The sequence below is a fragment of the Microbacterium sp. ISL-59 genome (assembly GCF_018613945.1).
Taxonomy (GTDB): domain Bacteria; phylum Actinomycetota; class Actinomycetes; order Actinomycetales; family Microbacteriaceae; genus Microbacterium; species Microbacterium oxydans_B.
Genome location: NZ_JAGGPG010000001.1, coordinates 843,248 through 859,415, shown reverse-complemented (window position 1 = coordinate 859,415; position 16,168 = coordinate 843,248). Strand labels below are relative to the sequence as shown.

Sequence of the window (16,168 nt, the reverse complement as noted above, 5' to 3'; positions counted from 1 at the left end):
CTCAGGGCGATTCTCCTATTTGCAGTAATTGAATGTATCTAATACAGTCAATCACGCAATGCTGCTCACGAGAGGAAACAGATGACCGACCACACCGGTGGCGATCTGCTCGCAGACTCCCTCATCAACCAGGGAGTCTCACGGATCTTCGGTATTCCGGGCGTTCAGCTCGATGCCGCCGCAGACGCCCTCCATGCCCGCGCCGACCAGGTCGACTTCATCTGCGCGCGCAACGAGCAGGCGACGACCTACATGGCCGACGGGTATGCGCGCAGCACCGGAGACGTCGGTGTCGCCATGGTCGTTCCCGGCCCGGGAGTGCTCAACGCCCTCTCCGGTGTGGCGACGGGCTACTCCGCGAACTCGCCGATGCTGCTCATCGCCGGACAGATCGATTCGAAGGCCATCGGCCGCGGACTCGGCGCCCTGCATGAGATCCCCGACCAGACGGGCATCCTCGAACGGCTCACCAAGTGGACCGGCATCGCCCGCTCCGCCGACGAGATCCCCGGACTCGTGCGCGAGGCCTTCGTGCAGCTGCGCAGCGGCCGCCCGCGTCCCGTCGCGATCGAGGTGCCGCCGGACGTGCTCGCCGCCACCTCGCGCATGGCGGCGGCCGAGATGGTCGCCGCCGCCCCGCTCGTTCCCGACGAGCAGCAGATCCGCGACGCGGCGGCCCGGCTCCTCGCGGCCCGGCGCCCGATGATCGTCGTCGGCGGTGGAGTGCTCGCCTCGAACGCGTCCGTCGCTCTGCAGGCGCTCGCCGAGGCGCTGGAGATTCCCGTGCTGATGACCGAGAACGGCCGGGGAGCGCTCGACGCCCGGCACCGCCTCGCGTTCGACTCGCTCGCGCTCCGCGCCTTCCGTGAGGACGCCGATCTCGTACTGGCGGTCGGAACCCGCTTCGTCTCCACCTTCGGAACCCAGGTCGACACCCATGGCGCCCCGGTGATCCTCGTGAACGCGGAAGAGGCGGACCTCGGCGGCCCGCGCGCCGCCGTGCAGACCTTCCACGCCGACGCCCGGCTGGCGCTCGCCGCGCTCGCCGCCGAGGTGGGGTCCCCGCCGCGGGATTCTCGCGAGAGCGAGTTCGTCCGCGTCCGCTCCTGGCTCGCCGAGCAGTTCGACGACATCGCCCCGCAGCGCGAGTACCTCGCGGCGATCCGCGGCGCGCTGCCCGAGGATGGTGTCTTCGTGAGCGAGTTCACCCAGGTCGGCTACGCGGCCAGTGCCTGCTACCCCGCCTACCAACCGCGCACCTACATCGGCCCCGGTTACCAGGGCACGCTGGGCTACGGCTTCGCGACGGCGCTCGGTGTGAAGGCTGCGGATCCGACCCGCTCGGTGGTCTCGGTCAACGGCGACGGCGGATTCTCCTGGACGCTGCAGGAGCTGTCGACGGCGAAGCGCTACGGCCTCGGGCTGGTGACGATCGTCTTCCACGACGGCTTCTACGGCAACGTGCGCCGCATCCAGAAGAACCGCTACGGCGCGCGCTACTTCGCCAGCGACCTGACGAACCCGGACTACGGCAAGCTCGCCGACGCCTACGGCATCCGCTCCGCGCGGGCGTACACGCCGCAGGAACTGGCGGGTGTGCTCGCCGATGCGGTCCCCGCGAACGAGCCGATCCTCATCGACGTGCCGGTGGGGGAGTTCCCCTCGCCGTGGCACCTCATCCATGAGGGCGTCCCGCGTCCCGTTCCGCTCGCGCCCGACGCGCACCTCGTGCAGCGGGCAGGGGTCTGACATGACCATCGGGCACGACATCGCAGGCATCAGGGAAGATGTCGATGGCCTCAGGGCGATCGATATCGTCAGCCCGGCCGACGGCACCGTCATCGGCGCCGTCGTCGCAGGCGGCCCCGCGGACGTCGATCGCGCGGTGGCTGCGGCCGCGGACGCGTTCGGCAGCTGGTCCACGACGCCGATGGCGCAGCGGATCGCTTACGTAGAGGCGCTCGCCGAGGGGTTGGCGCGCCACCGTGAGCTTCTCGCCGCGACCCTCAGCGCCGAGATGGGCTCGCCGATCGCGTTCGCGCGTTCCGCTCAGGTCGGGGTAGCGATCGCCGACCTGAACATGCTCGCCGATGCCGCCCGCGCGCACGTCGAGCGGGAGGCGGTCTCGAACTCCCTCGTCGTCTCGGAGCCGGTCGGCGTCGTCGCCGCGATCACCCCGTGGAACTTCCCGCTGCACCAGATCGTGCTCAAGGTCGGCGCGGCCCTTCTCGCGGGCTGCACGGTGGTGCTCAAGCCCAGCGAGGTCGCCCCTCTCAATGCCGCGATCATCGGGGACATCCTCCGCGAGATCGGATTGCCGGCCGGTGTCGTGAACATCGTGCACGGCGACGGTGCAGGAGTCGGCTCGCCCCTCGTCGCCCACCCGGGCGTCGACATGGTCACCTTCACCGGCTCACGCCAGGTGGGGGAGCAGGTGGCTCGCGCCGCGGCGGCGACCATCAAGAAGGTCGCCCTCGAGCTGGGCGGCAAGTCCGCCGCGATCGTGCTCGACGACGCACCGCTCGAGGAGTCGGTGCGCGGAGTGCTCGCCTCGTGCTTCGCGAACGCCGGCCAGACCTGCGCCGCGCAGACCCGCGTCCTGGTGCCGGAGAGCATGCGTGACGCCTGGCAGAATGCCGCGCTCGAGGTCGCCGCGGGCTGGGCCCCCGGTGATCCGCGCGAGGAGGGGACGGCGACCGGACCCCTGGCCTCCGCGCTGCAGCGCGATCGCGTCCGGGCGCACATCGCCACGGCGATCGACGAGGGTGCGCAGGTGCTGACCGGCGGTCTCGATATCGTCGAACCGACGGCAGGCGGCGCCTACGTGCAGCCCACGATCTTCACCGATGTGACGCCGGACATGCGGATCTTCCACGAGGAGGTCTTCGGTCCGGTGCTCACGATCACCCCCTACGGCACGGTCGATGAGGCTGTCGACCTGGCCAACGACAGCGTCTACGGACTGTCGGGCGGCGTGTGGTCGAGCGACCCTCGACGCGCCCTCGACATCGCTCTGCGCATGCGCACCGGGACCGTCGGCATCAACGGCGCAGGCCTCGATGTCGGTGCACCCTTCGGCGGATACAAGCAGTCGGGCGTCGGCCGGGAGTGCGGTGTCCACGGGTTCGAGGAGTTCCTCGAGCTCAAGTCGGTGATGGGCGCCGCTGCCCTCATCGACGATCGCTCGTGAAGTTACATACCCGAAACACCGGCGACACGAGCCAATAAAGAGTAATTCATAACATTCAATTGGGTTGACCCGCACCGTGCGGAACCCGTGAGAGAGGACACCATGAGACGCAGCATTGTCGCCGCGGCCGCCGTCGGCGTGACGGCCCTCGCCCTGTCCGGCTGCGCCGGTACGGCGGAGCCCGGGGGAGGAGAGGCACAGACGATCAAGATCGCCGTGCAGTCGGATCCCGGAACGCTCAACCCGATCACGAATGCGACGAACGCGAGTGAGTCCGTATCCACGTTCGGGTACGAGTCGCTGCTCTTCTACCCGACCGGGGAGGAGCCCCGAGGGCTGCTCGCGGATTCGTGGGAGTCGACCACGACCGGCGTGGAGTTCACACTCAAGGACGGCATCCTCTGCGCCGACGGTACGCCGTTGACCGCGACCGATGTCAAGTCCACATTCGAGTACGCCGCGGCCGACGAGACGGGCTCGCCCTACAAGGGCGTGTACTTCCCGGCCGAGGGCCTCACGATCGAGGCGGACGACGATGCCCGCACGGTCACCTTCACCAGCGCGAACGCCCAGAGCTTCCTCGCCGAGACGATCGGCGCCCTGCCGATCGTGTGCGCGTCCGGTCTCGCCGACCCGGCCGTTCTCGACACCGAGTTCCACGGCACCGGCGCCTACGCGTTGAAGGCGTCCTCCCCGGGGCAGTCGTACACGTTCACGCTGCGTGACGACTACACCTGGGGTCCCGACGACACGACCAGCGAGACAGCAGGGCTGCCCGGCACGGTGGAGATCTCGATCATCGAGAGCGACTCGACCGCCGCCAACATGCTCCAGACCGGCGAGGCCAACGTCGCCGAGGTCGGCGGCAGCGAGCGCGACCGGCTCGACAAGACCGAGTTCGCGAAAGAACTCGAGGTGCCGCTGCGCCCGGGGCTGATCTTCTTCAACCAGGCGGAGGGCCGGGTCGGCCACGATCTCGCCGTCCGTGAAGCTCTCGCCCAGGCTGTGGATCGCGAAGCCGTCGGACCTGTCGCCTCCGCGGGTCGCGGCGAGCAGATCACGACACTCGTGTCCGAATTCGGCGCCGCGTGCACCGCCATGGACAGCTCCGGCGCCATCCCCGACTACGACGTGGATGCTGCTGCCGCCGCACTCGACGCCGCGGGCTGGGTCGAGGGTGCCGACGGCATCCGCGTGAAGGACGGCAAGCCGCTGTCCATCCTGATGCTCTACCCGGCATCCGAGAGCCAGGGCGTCACCGCCGCGATCGAACTGCTGCAGACCGAGTTCAAGAAGATCGGTGTGGATGCTGTGCCCACCCCGTCCGCGTCCTACACCGACGTGATCTTCTCCGGCGGCGACTGGGACATCGTGTGGGCCCCGATCTTCACGAGCCTCCCGAGCGACTGGGCCGGCATCCTGGGCGGCGAGTTCCCGCCCAACGGCGGCAACTGGACCTACAACAGCAACCAGGAGTACTTCGACCTGGTGGGCGAGGCGCAGGCGCTGGCCGGAGCCGACTCGTGTGACGCCTGGCAGGCTGCGCAGGACTCCCTGTTCCGCAACCTCGAGGTGCTGCCCGTCTACTCGTCGACGTCGACTTTCTACGGTGTCGGTGTGGAGTTCGGCATGTCGAAGAGCATCCTCGCTCCGACCACGATCCGCGTGACAGAGTGACAGGATGACGTCGCAGATCGTGACGCGGCCGAAGACCGTCGTGGTGGCCACCCCTCGGGGTGGTCGCCACGGCGGCGGCCGCTGGATCCCCTTCCTCCTCCGGCGCATCGGCCGGATGCTCATCGCGATGTTCGTGATCGTGACGGCGGCATTCGTCGTCCTCCGCGCCGCCGGGGGAGACCCGGTCCGTGCGGCTCTCGGACCGACCGCACCGGCATCTGTGGTGGCGGAGCGCCGGGCGCAGCTCGGGCTCGATGATCCGCTCATCGTGCAGTTCTGGAACTATCTGACGGGCATCGTGTTCCGCGGTGATCTCGGCGTCTCCCTGATCACCGGACGATCGGTGAACGAGCTGGTGGAATACCGGCTCCCCGCCACCGTGCAGCTCGCCGGCATCGCGTTCATCGTGATCCTGCTCATCGCGATCCCCCTGGGACTCGCCATCGCGATCCTCACCGCCGGCAACCGCCGTCGTCCCGTCGAGGTCGCCTTCACCTCGGTGACGGGCTTCTTCGCCGCCGTGCCGGAGTACCTGATCGGTGTCGCGCTGCTGACGCTGTTCGCCATCACGATCCCGCTCCTCCCGGTCGCCGGCATCAGCGGGCCGCAGTCGTACATCCTCCCCGTCCTCGCGCTCGCACTCGGCGCCTCGGCGTCGCTGTCGCGCATCGCCCGTGTCGAGGCGCTCAACGTGCTCAGCGACGACTACATCCGCACCGCGCGCTCCAAGCGGCTCCCGGCCGCGATGGTGTACTTCCGGCACGCCCTGCCGAACATGCTCACCGCCACCCTGACCCTCGGCGGCGCCCTGCTCGCGACGATGATCGCCGGCAGCGTCCTGGTCGAGCGGGTCTTCAACTGGCCGGGCATGGGCAGTGCCTTCGTGCAGGCGATCATCACCAAGGACTACGGCATCGTGCAGGGGCTCGCGATCGTCTACGCGGCGATCATCCTCGTCGTGAACCTGCTGGTGGATGTGGTGCTCGCCATCCTCGACCGTCGTACGACCATTCTGGAGACCGCATGACCTCCTCGCACCGGCGGCGCTCCTGGCTGCTGCAGTCACCGATGGCGCTGATCTCGCTGACCTTCATCGCGATCTTCGCCCTCCTCGCCGTGTTCGCCCCGATGATGTGGGGTACGCAGGCCGAGACCCCGTCGCCCGCTGACCTCCTCCAGCCGCCGAGTGCCGAGCACCCTCTCGGCACCGACGCACTCGGGCGGGACCTGCTGCTGCGCACGCTCGTGGCCACGCGGCTGTCGCTCGTGATGGCGCTGACCGCGACCGCGATCGGCGCGGTGGCCGGGCTGATCCTCGGCGCGCTGCCGGTCGTCGCCGGTCCGCGCGTGCAGCGCCTGTTCGGCTCGGTCATCAACACCTGGCTCGCCTTCCCGGTGCTGCTGGTCGCGATGCTCACCGTGATCCTGCTCGGCACCGGCTCCACGACGGCCGTGATCGCGCTCGCGCTGACCATGACCCCCTCGTTCGCCCGCCTTGCGCAGACGCTCTCCTCGCGCGTCGGCGGTTCCGAGTACTTGGCCGCCGCCCGCCTGCTCGGGGTGTCGAAGACGCGTCAGTTCACCCGTTACATCCTCCCCAACATCGCCGAGCCGGTGATCGTCAACGTCACGATCTCGATCGGCGGCGGACTCCTCGCCCTGTCCAGCCTCAGCTTCCTCGGCGTCGGCGTGCAGCCGCCCGAGTACGACTGGGGCCGCCTGCTCAGCGAGGGCTTCGAACAGGTCTACAGCCAGCCGTCCGCGATCGTCGGCCCCGGCGTGATGGTCGTGCTCGCCGGCATCATGTTCGGCATGTTCGGCGAGGCCCTGGCCTCGCACATGCGCGGCCGTGGGCGCACCCGTACGCTCAGCGCCCGCGAGCTCGGCGACCCTGCCCGCGTCGCCTCGACCGAAGCGGTCGACGAGCGGGCGGACGATGTCGAACCGCTGCTCGACGTCGTCGGCCTCAGCGTCTCGTTCCCCGGCGAGCACGGCTGGGTACGCCCCGTGCAGGACGTCTCGTTCCGCATCGCCCCCGGCGAGATCGTCGGCGTGGTCGGCGAGTCCGGCAGCGGCAAGAGCGTCACGATGATGGCGATCGCGCAGCTGGCTCCGGCCGGCGCCGCCGTCAGCGCGCAGCGCCTCACCTTCGCGGGCGAGGAGCTGTCCGGGCTGTCGAGCGAGCGCGCGGCGAAGAAGCTCGGCACGAGGGTCGGTGTCGTGTTCCAGGACTCGCTCACCGCGCTGAACCCGGCACTCCGCGTGGGTACGCAGCTCGCCGAGGTGCCGCGCGTGCACCAGAAGGCGACGCGGCGGGAAGCGGATGCCGCGGCCGTCGACGCACTGGCGGCCGTGTCGATCACCGATCCGGCGCGTCGGGCCAAGCAGTTCCCGCACGAGTTCTCCGGTGGCATGCGGCAGCGTGCGCTCATCGCGATGTCGCAGATCGGGAAGCCGCGGCTGATCATCGCCGACGAGCCCACCACGGCGCTCGACGTCACGGTGCAGCAGCGGGTGCTCGCCCTGCTCCGCCGCGAGTGCGAGGAGACCGGGGCGGCGGCGATCGTCGTCTCGCACGACATCGCGGTGCTGGCCGAGCTCTGCCAGCGCATCCTGGTCATGTACGGCGGCCGCATCGTCGAAGACGTCAACGTCCGCCACCTCGCGGAACCCGAACGGCTGGCGCATCCGTACACCCGCGCGCTGGCGGAGTCGCTGCCGGATCTCGACACCGACCGCACAGCACCACTCGCGACGATCCCCGGCGAGCCGCCGGACCTCGCACAGCCGGTGGTCGGCTGCGCGTTCGCGCCGCGCTGCGCGTTCGCCACCGAGCTCTGCCGCACCGAGACCCCTCAGCTCGTCGCCCACGGCTCCGGCCGCGTGGCGTGCTGGCACCCGCAGGACGTCGGTGTGCACGAAGACGAATTCGCGAAGGCGGGTGCATGATGGCCGATCTCGTCATCGAGAACCTCGTGGTCACATTCGGTCGCGGCCCCCATGCCGTGAATGCGGTCGACGACGTGTCGCTCACGGTGCCGCACGGCACGACGGTGGGGCTGGTGGGCGAATCCGGATCGGGCAAGTCCACGGTCGCACGCACGGTCGCGGGGCTTCAGAAGCCGACGTCGGGGCGGATCCTGCTCGACGGCAAGGACCTCGCGGTCGGACGCCGTGATCGCAGGGCCCACGCCCGAGACGTGCAGATGATCTTCCAGGACCCGTACTCGTCGCTGAACCCGCGCATGTCGGTGGGCGAGACCCTGGACGAGGCGCTGGCCACCCACGGCTCCGGCAACGCCAAGGCTCGTGCGGCCGGCGTCAAGGAGCTGCTCGAACTCGTGCGGCTGAAGCCCGGTGTGTCGGAGTTGCATCCGTCGAGCCTGTCCGGCGGCATGCGGCAGCGCGTCGCGATCGCCCGCTGCCTCGCCGTGAAGCCGCGCCTGATCATCGCGGACGAGATCACGTCCGCTCTCGATGCCTCGGTGCAGGGAGCGGTGCTCAACCTGATGCGCGACCTGCAGCGCGAGCTGGAGCTCTCGGTGCTGTTCATCACTCACAACCTCGCCGCGGTGCGCTACATCGCCGACACCACGGCCGTGATGCGCAGCGGCGAGATCGTCGAGCACGGCGATGCCGACGCGATCGTCACGAACCCGCAGCATCCCTACACACAGGCGCTCGTGGCGGCCATCCCGCGCATCCAGAACGCCGGCACCGACAGCCTCCTCCACTCGATCGGATCCTGAATGACCCTGCTCGACGACGCTCAGGTCCTGCTGCCCGAGCTCGTGGCCCTGCGCCGCGCCATCCACGCCCACCCCGAGCTGGGTCTCGAGCTGCCGCGCACGCAGCGGCGGGTGCTCGACGCGCTGGAGCCCCTCGGACTCGAGGTGGTCCTCGGCGAGGGCCTGAGCTCGATCGCCGCGGTCGTGCGCGGCGCGCATCCCGGACCGACCGTGCTGCTGCGTGCTGACATGGATGCGCTTCCCCTCGTCGAGGACACCGGGCTCGACTACGCGGCATCCGGGGAGCGGATGCACGCCTGCGGGCACGACCTGCACGTCGCCGGTCTCGTCGGAGCCGCCCACCTGCTGGCGGGGCGCCGAGACGAGCTCCACGGCGACGTCCTGCTGATGTTCCAGCCGGGCGAGGAGCTCGGCGACGGCGCGAAGCGGATGCTGGCCGAGGGGCTCCTCGAGACCACGGACTCCCGGCCGGTCGCCGCCTTCGGCATCCATGTCGTGCCCGGCGAGTACGGCGTGTTCTCGACCCGTCCCGGCGCGCTCATGGCCGGCGCGATCGAGGTCGAGATCACCGTCACGGGAGCCGGGGGCCACGCCTCGGCGCCGCATCTGACCCGCGATCCCGTGCCCGTCGCCGCCGAACTCGTCGCCGCGCTGCAGACCTTCGTCACCCGCCGTTTCGACGTCTTCGATCCGGTCGTCCTCAGCGTCACACAGCTGCATGCCGGGGGACCGGCCCGGAACATCATCTCCGACACCGCCACGCTCGTCGCCTCGGTGCGGGTGCTGTCGCACGAGTCGAGTGCGCGCGTGCAGGCGGAGCTCCCCGCACTCGTCCGCGAGATCGCGGCCGCCCATGACTGCACAGCCCAGGTCGATGTGAGCGTGCTGTGCGCGCCCACCGTGAACGATGCCCGCGCGGTGGAGCGGGTGCGAGCCACGCTGCAGGGCCTGTTCGGCGACGAGCGCGTGTGGGAGACCGCGCACCCCGTGATGGGATCGGAGGACTTCTCCTTCGTGCTCGAACAGGTGCCGGGGGCGTTCCTGTTCCTGCGGGCGACGCCGGCGGAGGTCGACCTCGAGACGGCGTCTCCGAACCACTCTCCGACGGTCGTGTTCGACGATGCGGTCCTCGCCGATCAGGCCGCGGCGCTCGCGGCGTTCGCGCTGGAGAGGCTCACCGCCTGATCCGCAGCCTCGTCGGGCTCCTCAGCGGGTGAGGAAGGCGCGGAGGTCGGCGTTCAGGCGCACCGCGACCTCGGGGTCGCTGTACATCATGTGGCCGGCGCGGTACCAGTGCGTCTCGGTGCGCTCGCGCGGCAACCCCCACTGCCGCAGCAGGTGGTCGGCCGCGCCGACGGTCGTCAGCGAGTCGTACACGCCGGTGCCGATGAACAGTCGTCCGCGCGGAGTCTGCCTCATCCAGCGTGACAACCGTGCCGGGTACGGGTACGTGCGGAACGGGGAGGGTCGTCCGTAGGCGACGAACTCCGCACCGCCCTGCTCGTCCCACTCCCAGTCGCGGCCCGCGTCCGGGTCGACCACGCGATACGGCTGCGTGGGGGCGGTGCCGAAGACGTGTCGCAGCAACTGCTGCAGCCCCGCCACGTACCGCGGGGAGAGCGCCACATCGGAGGCGTCGTACTCGAGCTCACCGGAGCGGCGGTCGGCCGCCGGTGCGGAGTACCGGCTGTCGGTCACCCCGAGCACGCGTCCGGGGAGCAGACGCGAGCGGAAGTCCTGCTTGCTGACCCAGAGCCGATCGTCGGCGAGCTCGCCCGCGGGGAGCCCGATCATCCGCGAGAGGCGCTCCGAGACGGCGGCGCGCTCGTCGACCGGCAGTTGGTCGCCCTGCAGCATCGCGAGGGCGAGGTCGCCGCGAGCGAAGTCCAATGCCGCGGTGATCGCATCCTCGACCGTCTCGTGTTCGCGGGAGCCGACGCCGTGATGCCAGGCCGTCGCCGCCTTGAACGGCAGGTTCGCGAGCGCTCCGACCACGTTGCCCGGACGATCCAGCGTCTCCTGGATGTTGACGGCCTGCCCCAGCAGCACGATGCCGTCCAGCGGCGCGGTGTCCATGCTGTGCGATGAGGTCGCGAGGAATGCCGCACGCAGGGTGCCGTAGCTCTCTCCGAGGAAGAACTTCCGGGAGTTCCAGCGACCGTGCCGGTCGACCCAGTCCGAGATGGCGGCGGCGATGGCGTCGGCGTCTCCCTCCACGGAACGGAAGTCCGACGCATCGGCATCGTCAGCGAAGGCGCCGAATCCGGTGCCGGGTGTGTCGAGGAACACCAGGTCGGCGACGTCGAGGATCGTCGACGGGCTCTCCTCCACGCCGTAGGGAGGGTGCCCGGCGTCGGCGAGGTCGACGGGGACGTGGGCGCGCATCGGCCCGATCCCGCTCAGGTGCAGATAGAGCGTCGAAACTCCCGGACCGCCGTTGGTCAGGAACAGCACCGGGCGATCCGTGCCGTCGACGATGTAGCTGAACGCCGAGATCGTCCCTTGCGACGAGCCGTCCGAACGCCGCAGCGGGAGCTCTTCAAAGCGGGCGGTGTAGGCCAGGTCGCCGATCCGGCCCGCGGCCTCGAGCCCGATCATCCGTGCGTCGTGGCGTCGCGATAGAAGTCGTCGAGATCGCTCTTCATGCGCTCCACCGCCCGTTCGTCCACGAAGGTCATGTGACCCGACTCGTAGAACGTGAACCGGATGTTCTCGCGCAGGCTCGGCGCCAGGTACAGGTGCGCCACGTCGACCTCGGGTCCGAAGAACGGAGTGGCCAGGTCGTAGTACCCGCCCATCACGAACACCTTCAGGTTCGGGTTGCGGCGCACGGCGGCCGACAGGTCGATGGAGACGTCGGGCACCAGCTGCGGGGCATCCACGCCCGGTGCCTTGTGCGTCCAATCCCATGCGCGGGAGATGGGCATGTTGTGCAGGTGGCGGTAATGCAGCTCGCTGGTGAAGCCGATGTCGTCCACGAGGTGGGCGCGGTACGTCGAGAGGTGTGCGCTGTTGACCCCGGCGGTGGCGGCGTCGTCGGTGGCCGGGTCGTGCGAGCCGTTGCCGACGACGTACTGGTGCTCGGCGGTGAAGCGGGTGTCGAAGCGGCCGATCACGCGCCCTTCGTCGGCGAGCAGGGCGTAGCGGTACTGCTCCATCCCGATGCGGAAGTGGTGCTTCTTCAGATAGTCGGCGTCGAGCCCGACGAGAGCGCTCATGCGTTCGGCGACGGCATCCTCGAGATCGGCGGGCAGCAGATCGCCGCGCAGCAGCGCTTCGGCGAACGGACCCTGGGCGAACTCGCGTGCCTCGACGAGGAGCGGCTCGAGCGCGGTGTGCGCGGTGCGGGCTTTGCCGTGGTACCAGGCGGTCGCCGCGTACGAGGGGAGCAGATTGATGTACTCGCGGGGTCCGCCGAGGTTGCTCTCGCCCCAGTTGAGCACGGTCGACAGGAGCACGACGCCGTTGAAGTCGAGGCCCTGGTTCTGCAGCCGGTGCACGAGCGACGCGGCGCGTGTGGTGCCGTACGACTCGCCGAACAGGAAGCGCGGCGCGTTCCAGTTGTTCGTGATCGTGAGCCAGCGCGTGATCGCCTTCGCGAACGCGGCCACGTCCTGGTCGACGCCCCACAGCTCGGCCGGTGTCGCATCACCGAGGAGACGCGAGTATCCGGTGCCGGGCGCGTCGATGAACACGAGGTCGGAGGCGGTGAGCAGCGTGTGCGGGTTGTCGCCGCTCGCGTAGGGGGCGGGCGGCGTCGCGAGGGGCGTCTTCGTGGGCGTGCGCTTCGGTCCGAAGCCGCCGATGTTGAGCCAGAGGCTCGCCGAACCGGGGCCGCCGTTGAACAGGAACGTCACGGGGCGCACCGGGGCGCCCTCCTCGCGGTCGGCGATGTACGAGGTGTAGAACACGCTCGCGAGCGGGCGGTGCTCGTCGTCGCGGACGATCACGGTGCCCGCTCCGGCGCTGTAGTCGAGCGAGCGGCCGCCCGCGGTGATGCGGTGGCGGCGTGAGGTGAAGGTCTCCGTGTCAGGTGCGTCTGCGGGGGTCGGCTCGGTCACAGGTCTCCCTCGGGAAAATGAATGAGTGAATTGAATATATCTTAATCATTCACTCGCGTGACGACCGAGGAAGTTGTAGACCTCGTTGTCATCCACGCCGGGGAACGCGCCGCGGGGGAGAGGGGAGAACATGTGCGTGTGCACGCGCGCGCTCGGCCAGGCCCTGCCGTTCCAGCGCTCGGTGAGCTCGGCCGAGGGTCGGCGGCAGCAGGATTCGTCGGGGCAGGTCGACACGGCGCGGTCGCTGGTCTCGCGTCCGCGCCACCACCGCGCGTCGTCGAACGGCACCCCGACCGTGATGGAGAACTCTCCATCGGTCGATGCCCCGGTCTGCGTCGAGCACCAGAACGTTCCCGACGGTGTGTCGGTGTACTGGTGGTGCTCCGTGGTGCGGTTCTGCTGAGTGAACGCGGCGCGCGCCTGGAACTTGCGGCACACCCGCTGTCCCTCCACCGCGCCGGTCACGTCCATGGGCAGCGGCAGGTCGTCGTTCTCGTAGACGCGGGTGATCGCGCCCGTGGCATCCACGCGGAGGAAGTGCAGCGACATCCCGAGGTGCTGGGTGAGCAGGTTCGTCATACGCATGCCTGCGCCCTCGTGCGTCACGCCGAACGCGTCGCGGAAGTCTTCGACCGCGAGGTTGCGATCCTTCTTGGCCTGCTGCAGGAAAGCGACGGCGGCCGTCTCCGGCATCAGGCAGCACGCGGCGAAGTAGTTGATCTCCAGCCGCTGCTGCAGGAAGTCGGCGTAGTCGGTCGGAGGCGTGTGCCCCAGGTAGCGGTGCGCCATGGCCTGCAGGGCCATCGAGCGCAGACCGTGACCGCCGGGGATCGACGCCGGCGGCAGGTAGATCCGCCCGTTCTCGAGGTCGGTGACCGATCGCGTGGAATGTGGCAGGTCGTTGACGTAGATCAGCTCGAAGCCCAGCTTCTCGGCCATGATGCTCACCGTGCGGTGGGTGAGAGCGCCCTGCACGTGCCCCGCGGCCTTCAGATGCTTCTCGGCGAGCTTCTCGATCTCGGGGAGGTAGTTGTTCTGCGCGCGCATGCGCAGCCGCATCTCGGTGTTCGCACGCCGTGCCTCCTCCGGGGTGGCGATGGCTTCGCGCTCGCGGCGCTGCAGTTCGCGGTGCAGTCCGAGCACCGACTCGATCGTCTCATCGCTCATGCCCTTGGTCACGCGCACGGGCGCGACGCCGAGCTGCCGGAAGACGGGGCTCTCCTGGGCGCGTTCGAGTTCGATCTCGAGGGCGGCGCGACGGTTCGGCGGCTCGCCCGAGATGAGGTCGGTCACCTCGGTGCTCGTGGCGTGCGCGATCGCCTGCAGCAGCGACAGCTTGGGTTCGCGCTTGCCGTTCTCGATCAGGCTCAGCTGCGACCCGGCGACGCCGACGAGCGCGCCGAGCTCGTCGAGCGTGAATCCTTTCTCCAGCCTGTGGTGACGGATGCGATGACCGAGAGTCGTGAGGTGGATGCCGGAGGACGCCATTCCTTGAGTGTAGCGAAAGAATCGCCGTTCTTATCGCTCGATTCGTCCGAAAGTCCGGTCGGAACCGGAAGAAGATAGGTGCAACGCCCCACAGTTCAAAGGAGCACACGTCATGGCCTTCGCCGAAGTCTTCACCCCCCGCACGTCTCCCGTCGCACCGACGCGTACGTTCGGCGCGGCTCCGACGTATGACACCCCCGCCATGGCCGAGCTGGCCGCGTGGGTCGAGGAGATCCGTGCTCTCACCCAGCCCGACTCCGTGCACTGGGTCGACGGCTCGCGCGCCGAGAACGACTGGCTGCTGCACGGGCTCGTCGACGAGGGCAAGCTCATCAAGCTCAACCCCGAGTGGCGTCCCGGCTCCTACCTCGCCCGTTCGCACCCCAGCGACGTCGCCCGCACCGAGGGGCGCACGTTCATCGCCTCCGAGCGCGAAGAGGATGCCGGCCCCACGAACAACTGGGCGGACCCCGCCGAGATGCACACCAAGATGGACGAGATCTTCGAGGGCTCGATGCGCGGCCGCACGATGTACGTCGTGCCGTTCTCGATGGGACGCGTCGGCGGCCCGCTCTCGCACATCGGCGTGCAGATCACCGACAGCGCCTACGCGGTCGCGTCGATCGGCATCATGACCCGCGTCGGCGATGCCGTCACGCGTCAGATCGCCGAGGGAGCGCCGTGGGTCAAGACCGTGCACACGGTCGGAGCACCGCTCGCCCCGGGTGAGCACGACGTCGAGTGGCCCTGCAACGACGACAAGTACATCGTGCACTTCCCCGAGTCGCTCGAGGTCTACTCGTACGGTTCGGGCTACGGCGGCAACGCGATCCTCGCCAAGAAGTGCTTCGCGCTGCGTATCGCCTCGGTGATCGCCCGCGACGAGGGCTGGCTCGCCGAGCACATGCTGCTGATCCGCGTGATCGACCCGCAGGGCAAGGCGTACCACGTCGCGGCCGCTTTCCCCTCGGCGTGCGGCAAGACGAACCTCGCCATGCTCCGCCCCACGATCCCGGGGTGGGAGGTCGAGACCCTCGGCGACGACATCGCCTGGATCCGTCCGGGCGAAGACGGTCACCTGTGGGCGATCAACCCCGAGGCCGGCTTCTTCGGCGTCGCGCCGGGCACCGGCGAGTCGACCAACGTCACGGCGGTCGAGACGCTGTGGGGCAACACGATCTTCACCAACGTCGCGCTCCGTCCCGACGGCGACGTGTGGTGGGAGGGCCTGACCGACGAGGCGCCCGCGAACCTGATCGACTGGGAGGGCAACGAGTGGACGCCCGAGTCCGGTCGACCGGCGGCGCACCCCAACTCCCGCTTCACGGTGTCGGCGGCGCAGTGCCCGCAGATCTCCGACGACTGGGAAGAGGCCGTGCCGCTCGACGTCATCCTCTTCGGCGGACGCCGCGCCAGCAACGTCCCGCTCGTGGTCGAGGCCACCGACTGGACGCACGGTGTCTTCCTCGGCTCGAACATCTCGTCGGAGCGCACGGCTGCGGCCGAGGGCACGGTCGGGGAGCTGCGCCGCGACCCGTTCGCGATGCTGCCCTTCTGCGGATACAACATGGCCGACTACTTCGGCCACTGGCTGAAGGTCGGTCGTGGTCTGCGCTTCGACCGCGCACCGCGCATCTTCCAGGTGAACTGGTTCCGTCGCGGTGACGACGGCCGGTTCCTGTGGCCCGGCTTCGGAGACAACTCCCGTGTCGTCGACTGGATCATCCGCCGCATCGCGGGCGACGTGCCCGCGGTCGACAGCCCCATCGGACGCCTGCCGCGTGTGGAAGACCTCAACCTCGACGGGCTCGACATCCCCGCCGCCGACCTCGACGAGCTGTTCGCCGTCGACGCCGCGGCGTGGCAGACCGAGGCTGACCTGACCGAGGAGTTCTACGACACCTTCGGCGACAAGGTTCCGGCGGCGCTGCGCGCCGAGCTGGCGTCGCTGCGCTACCGCCTCGCCAAGGCCTAGCCCCCAGACCGGTGCCGGTTCGGGGGAG

11 protein-coding genes are annotated in these 16,168 nt (G+C 69.5%); 8 read left to right on the top strand and 3 right to left on the bottom strand.

The genetic code is table 11. The features are described 5' to 3' along the window. Positions 1-81: 81 nt before the first annotated feature. The 7 genes from J7E45_RS04105 to J7E45_RS04075 all read left to right on the top strand — a co-directional run bounded on the left by J7E45_RS04105 (position 82) and on the right by J7E45_RS04075 (position 9,801). Positions 82-1,749: a thiamine pyrophosphate-dependent enzyme gene (locus tag J7E45_RS04105; RefSeq protein WP_215067200.1), complete on the top strand. Its 1,668-nt coding sequence runs from the start codon at positions 82-84 to the stop codon at positions 1,747-1,749. Between the two features lies 1 nt (position 1,750). Further along, positions 1,751-3,190 (top strand): aldehyde dehydrogenase family protein, encoded by a 1,440-nt coding sequence (locus J7E45_RS04100; RefSeq protein ID WP_215067198.1) that lies wholly within the window; start codon positions 1,751-1,753, stop codon positions 3,188-3,190. Positions 3,191-3,292: 102 nt separating this feature from the next. Then, a complete protein-coding gene (locus J7E45_RS04095; RefSeq protein WP_215067196.1) occupies positions 3,293-4,867 on the top strand; it encodes an ABC transporter substrate-binding protein in 1,575 nt (524 codons plus the stop codon). 4 nt (positions 4,868-4,871) lie between these two features. Further along, complete coding sequence (locus J7E45_RS04090) at positions 4,872-5,894, top strand: ABC transporter permease (protein WP_091034413.1); 1,023 nt, start codon at positions 4,872-4,874, stop codon at positions 5,892-5,894. Then, positions 5,891-7,816 (top strand): dipeptide/oligopeptide/nickel ABC transporter permease/ATP-binding protein, encoded by a 1,926-nt coding sequence (locus J7E45_RS04085; RefSeq protein ID WP_215067194.1) that lies wholly within the window; start codon positions 5,891-5,893, stop codon positions 7,814-7,816. Before J7E45_RS04090 ends, J7E45_RS04085 begins: the two co-directional genes overlap by 4 nt. Next, the gene (locus J7E45_RS04080; protein WP_197021063.1) at positions 7,813-8,616 is read left to right on the top strand and encodes an ABC transporter ATP-binding protein; all 804 of its coding nucleotides are present in this window, start codon (positions 7,813-7,815) and stop codon (positions 8,614-8,616) included. The genes J7E45_RS04085 and J7E45_RS04080 overlap by 4 nt, the downstream gene beginning before the upstream one ends. Continuing rightward, positions 8,617-9,801 carry a M20 family metallopeptidase gene (locus J7E45_RS04075; RefSeq protein ID WP_215067192.1) on the top strand — a complete coding sequence of 395 codons (1,185 nt, stop codon included), beginning with the start codon at positions 8,617-8,619 and terminating at the stop codon, positions 9,799-9,801. Between the two features lie 21 nt (positions 9,802-9,822). Here J7E45_RS04075 and J7E45_RS04070 read toward each other — a convergent pair whose 3' ends face one another. Genes J7E45_RS04070 through J7E45_RS04060 form a run of 3 tightly spaced genes read right to left on the bottom strand, consistent with a single transcriptional unit; the run spans position 9,823 to position 14,165 of the window. After that, entirely contained in the window at positions 9,823-11,214 is a 1,392-nt protein-coding gene (locus J7E45_RS04070; RefSeq protein ID WP_215067190.1) for a hypothetical protein, read from the bottom strand. Then, the gene (locus J7E45_RS04065; RefSeq protein ID WP_215067188.1) at positions 11,211-12,677 is read right to left on the bottom strand and encodes a S10 family peptidase; all 1,467 of its coding nucleotides are present in this window, start codon (positions 12,675-12,677) and stop codon (positions 11,211-11,213) included. The genes J7E45_RS04070 and J7E45_RS04065 overlap by 4 nt, the downstream gene beginning before the upstream one ends. Before the next feature lie 45 nt (positions 12,678-12,722). Continuing rightward, a complete protein-coding gene (locus J7E45_RS04060) occupies positions 12,723-14,165 on the bottom strand; it encodes an XRE family transcriptional regulator (protein WP_029263022.1) in 1,443 nt (480 codons plus the stop codon). 112 nt (positions 14,166-14,277) lie between these two features. On the opposite strand from J7E45_RS04060, the gene J7E45_RS04055 reads away from it, so the two are divergent. Continuing rightward, positions 14,278-16,140: a phosphoenolpyruvate carboxykinase (GTP) gene (locus J7E45_RS04055; protein WP_215067187.1), complete on the top strand. Its 1,863-nt coding sequence runs from the start codon at positions 14,278-14,280 to the stop codon at positions 16,138-16,140. Positions 16,141-16,168 lie beyond the last annotated feature (28 nt).

What these genes read in the sequence shown, in the direction of transcription:
- J7E45_RS04105 (WP_215067200.1), top strand. Translation starts at nt 82, where the DNA reads ATGACCGACCACACCGGTGGCGATCTGCTCGCAGACTCCCTCATCAAC.
- J7E45_RS04100 (WP_215067198.1), top strand. Translation starts at nt 1,751, where the DNA reads ATGACCATCGGGCACGACATCGCAGGCATCAGGGAAGATGTCGATGGC.
- J7E45_RS04095 (WP_215067196.1), top strand. Translation starts at nt 3,293, where the DNA reads ATGAGACGCAGCATTGTCGCCGCGGCCGCCGTCGGCGTGACGGCCCTC.
- J7E45_RS04090 (WP_091034413.1), top strand. Translation starts at nt 4,872, where the DNA reads ATGACGTCGCAGATCGTGACGCGGCCGAAGACCGTCGTGGTGGCCACC.
- J7E45_RS04085 (WP_215067194.1), top strand. Translation starts at nt 5,891, where the DNA reads ATGACCTCCTCGCACCGGCGGCGCTCCTGGCTGCTGCAGTCACCGATG.
- J7E45_RS04080 (WP_197021063.1), top strand. Translation starts at nt 7,813, where the DNA reads ATGATGGCCGATCTCGTCATCGAGAACCTCGTGGTCACATTCGGTCGC.
- J7E45_RS04075 (WP_215067192.1), top strand. Translation starts at nt 8,617, where the DNA reads ATGACCCTGCTCGACGACGCTCAGGTCCTGCTGCCCGAGCTCGTGGCC.
- J7E45_RS04070 (WP_215067190.1), bottom strand. Translation starts at nt 11,214, where the DNA reads ATGATCGGGCTCGAGGCCGCGGGCCGGATCGGCGACCTGGCCTACACC.
- J7E45_RS04060 (WP_029263022.1), bottom strand. Translation starts at nt 14,165, where the DNA reads ATGGCGTCCTCCGGCATCCACCTCACGACTCTCGGTCATCGCATCCGT.
- J7E45_RS04055 (WP_215067187.1), top strand. Translation starts at nt 14,278, where the DNA reads ATGGCCTTCGCCGAAGTCTTCACCCCCCGCACGTCTCCCGTCGCACCG.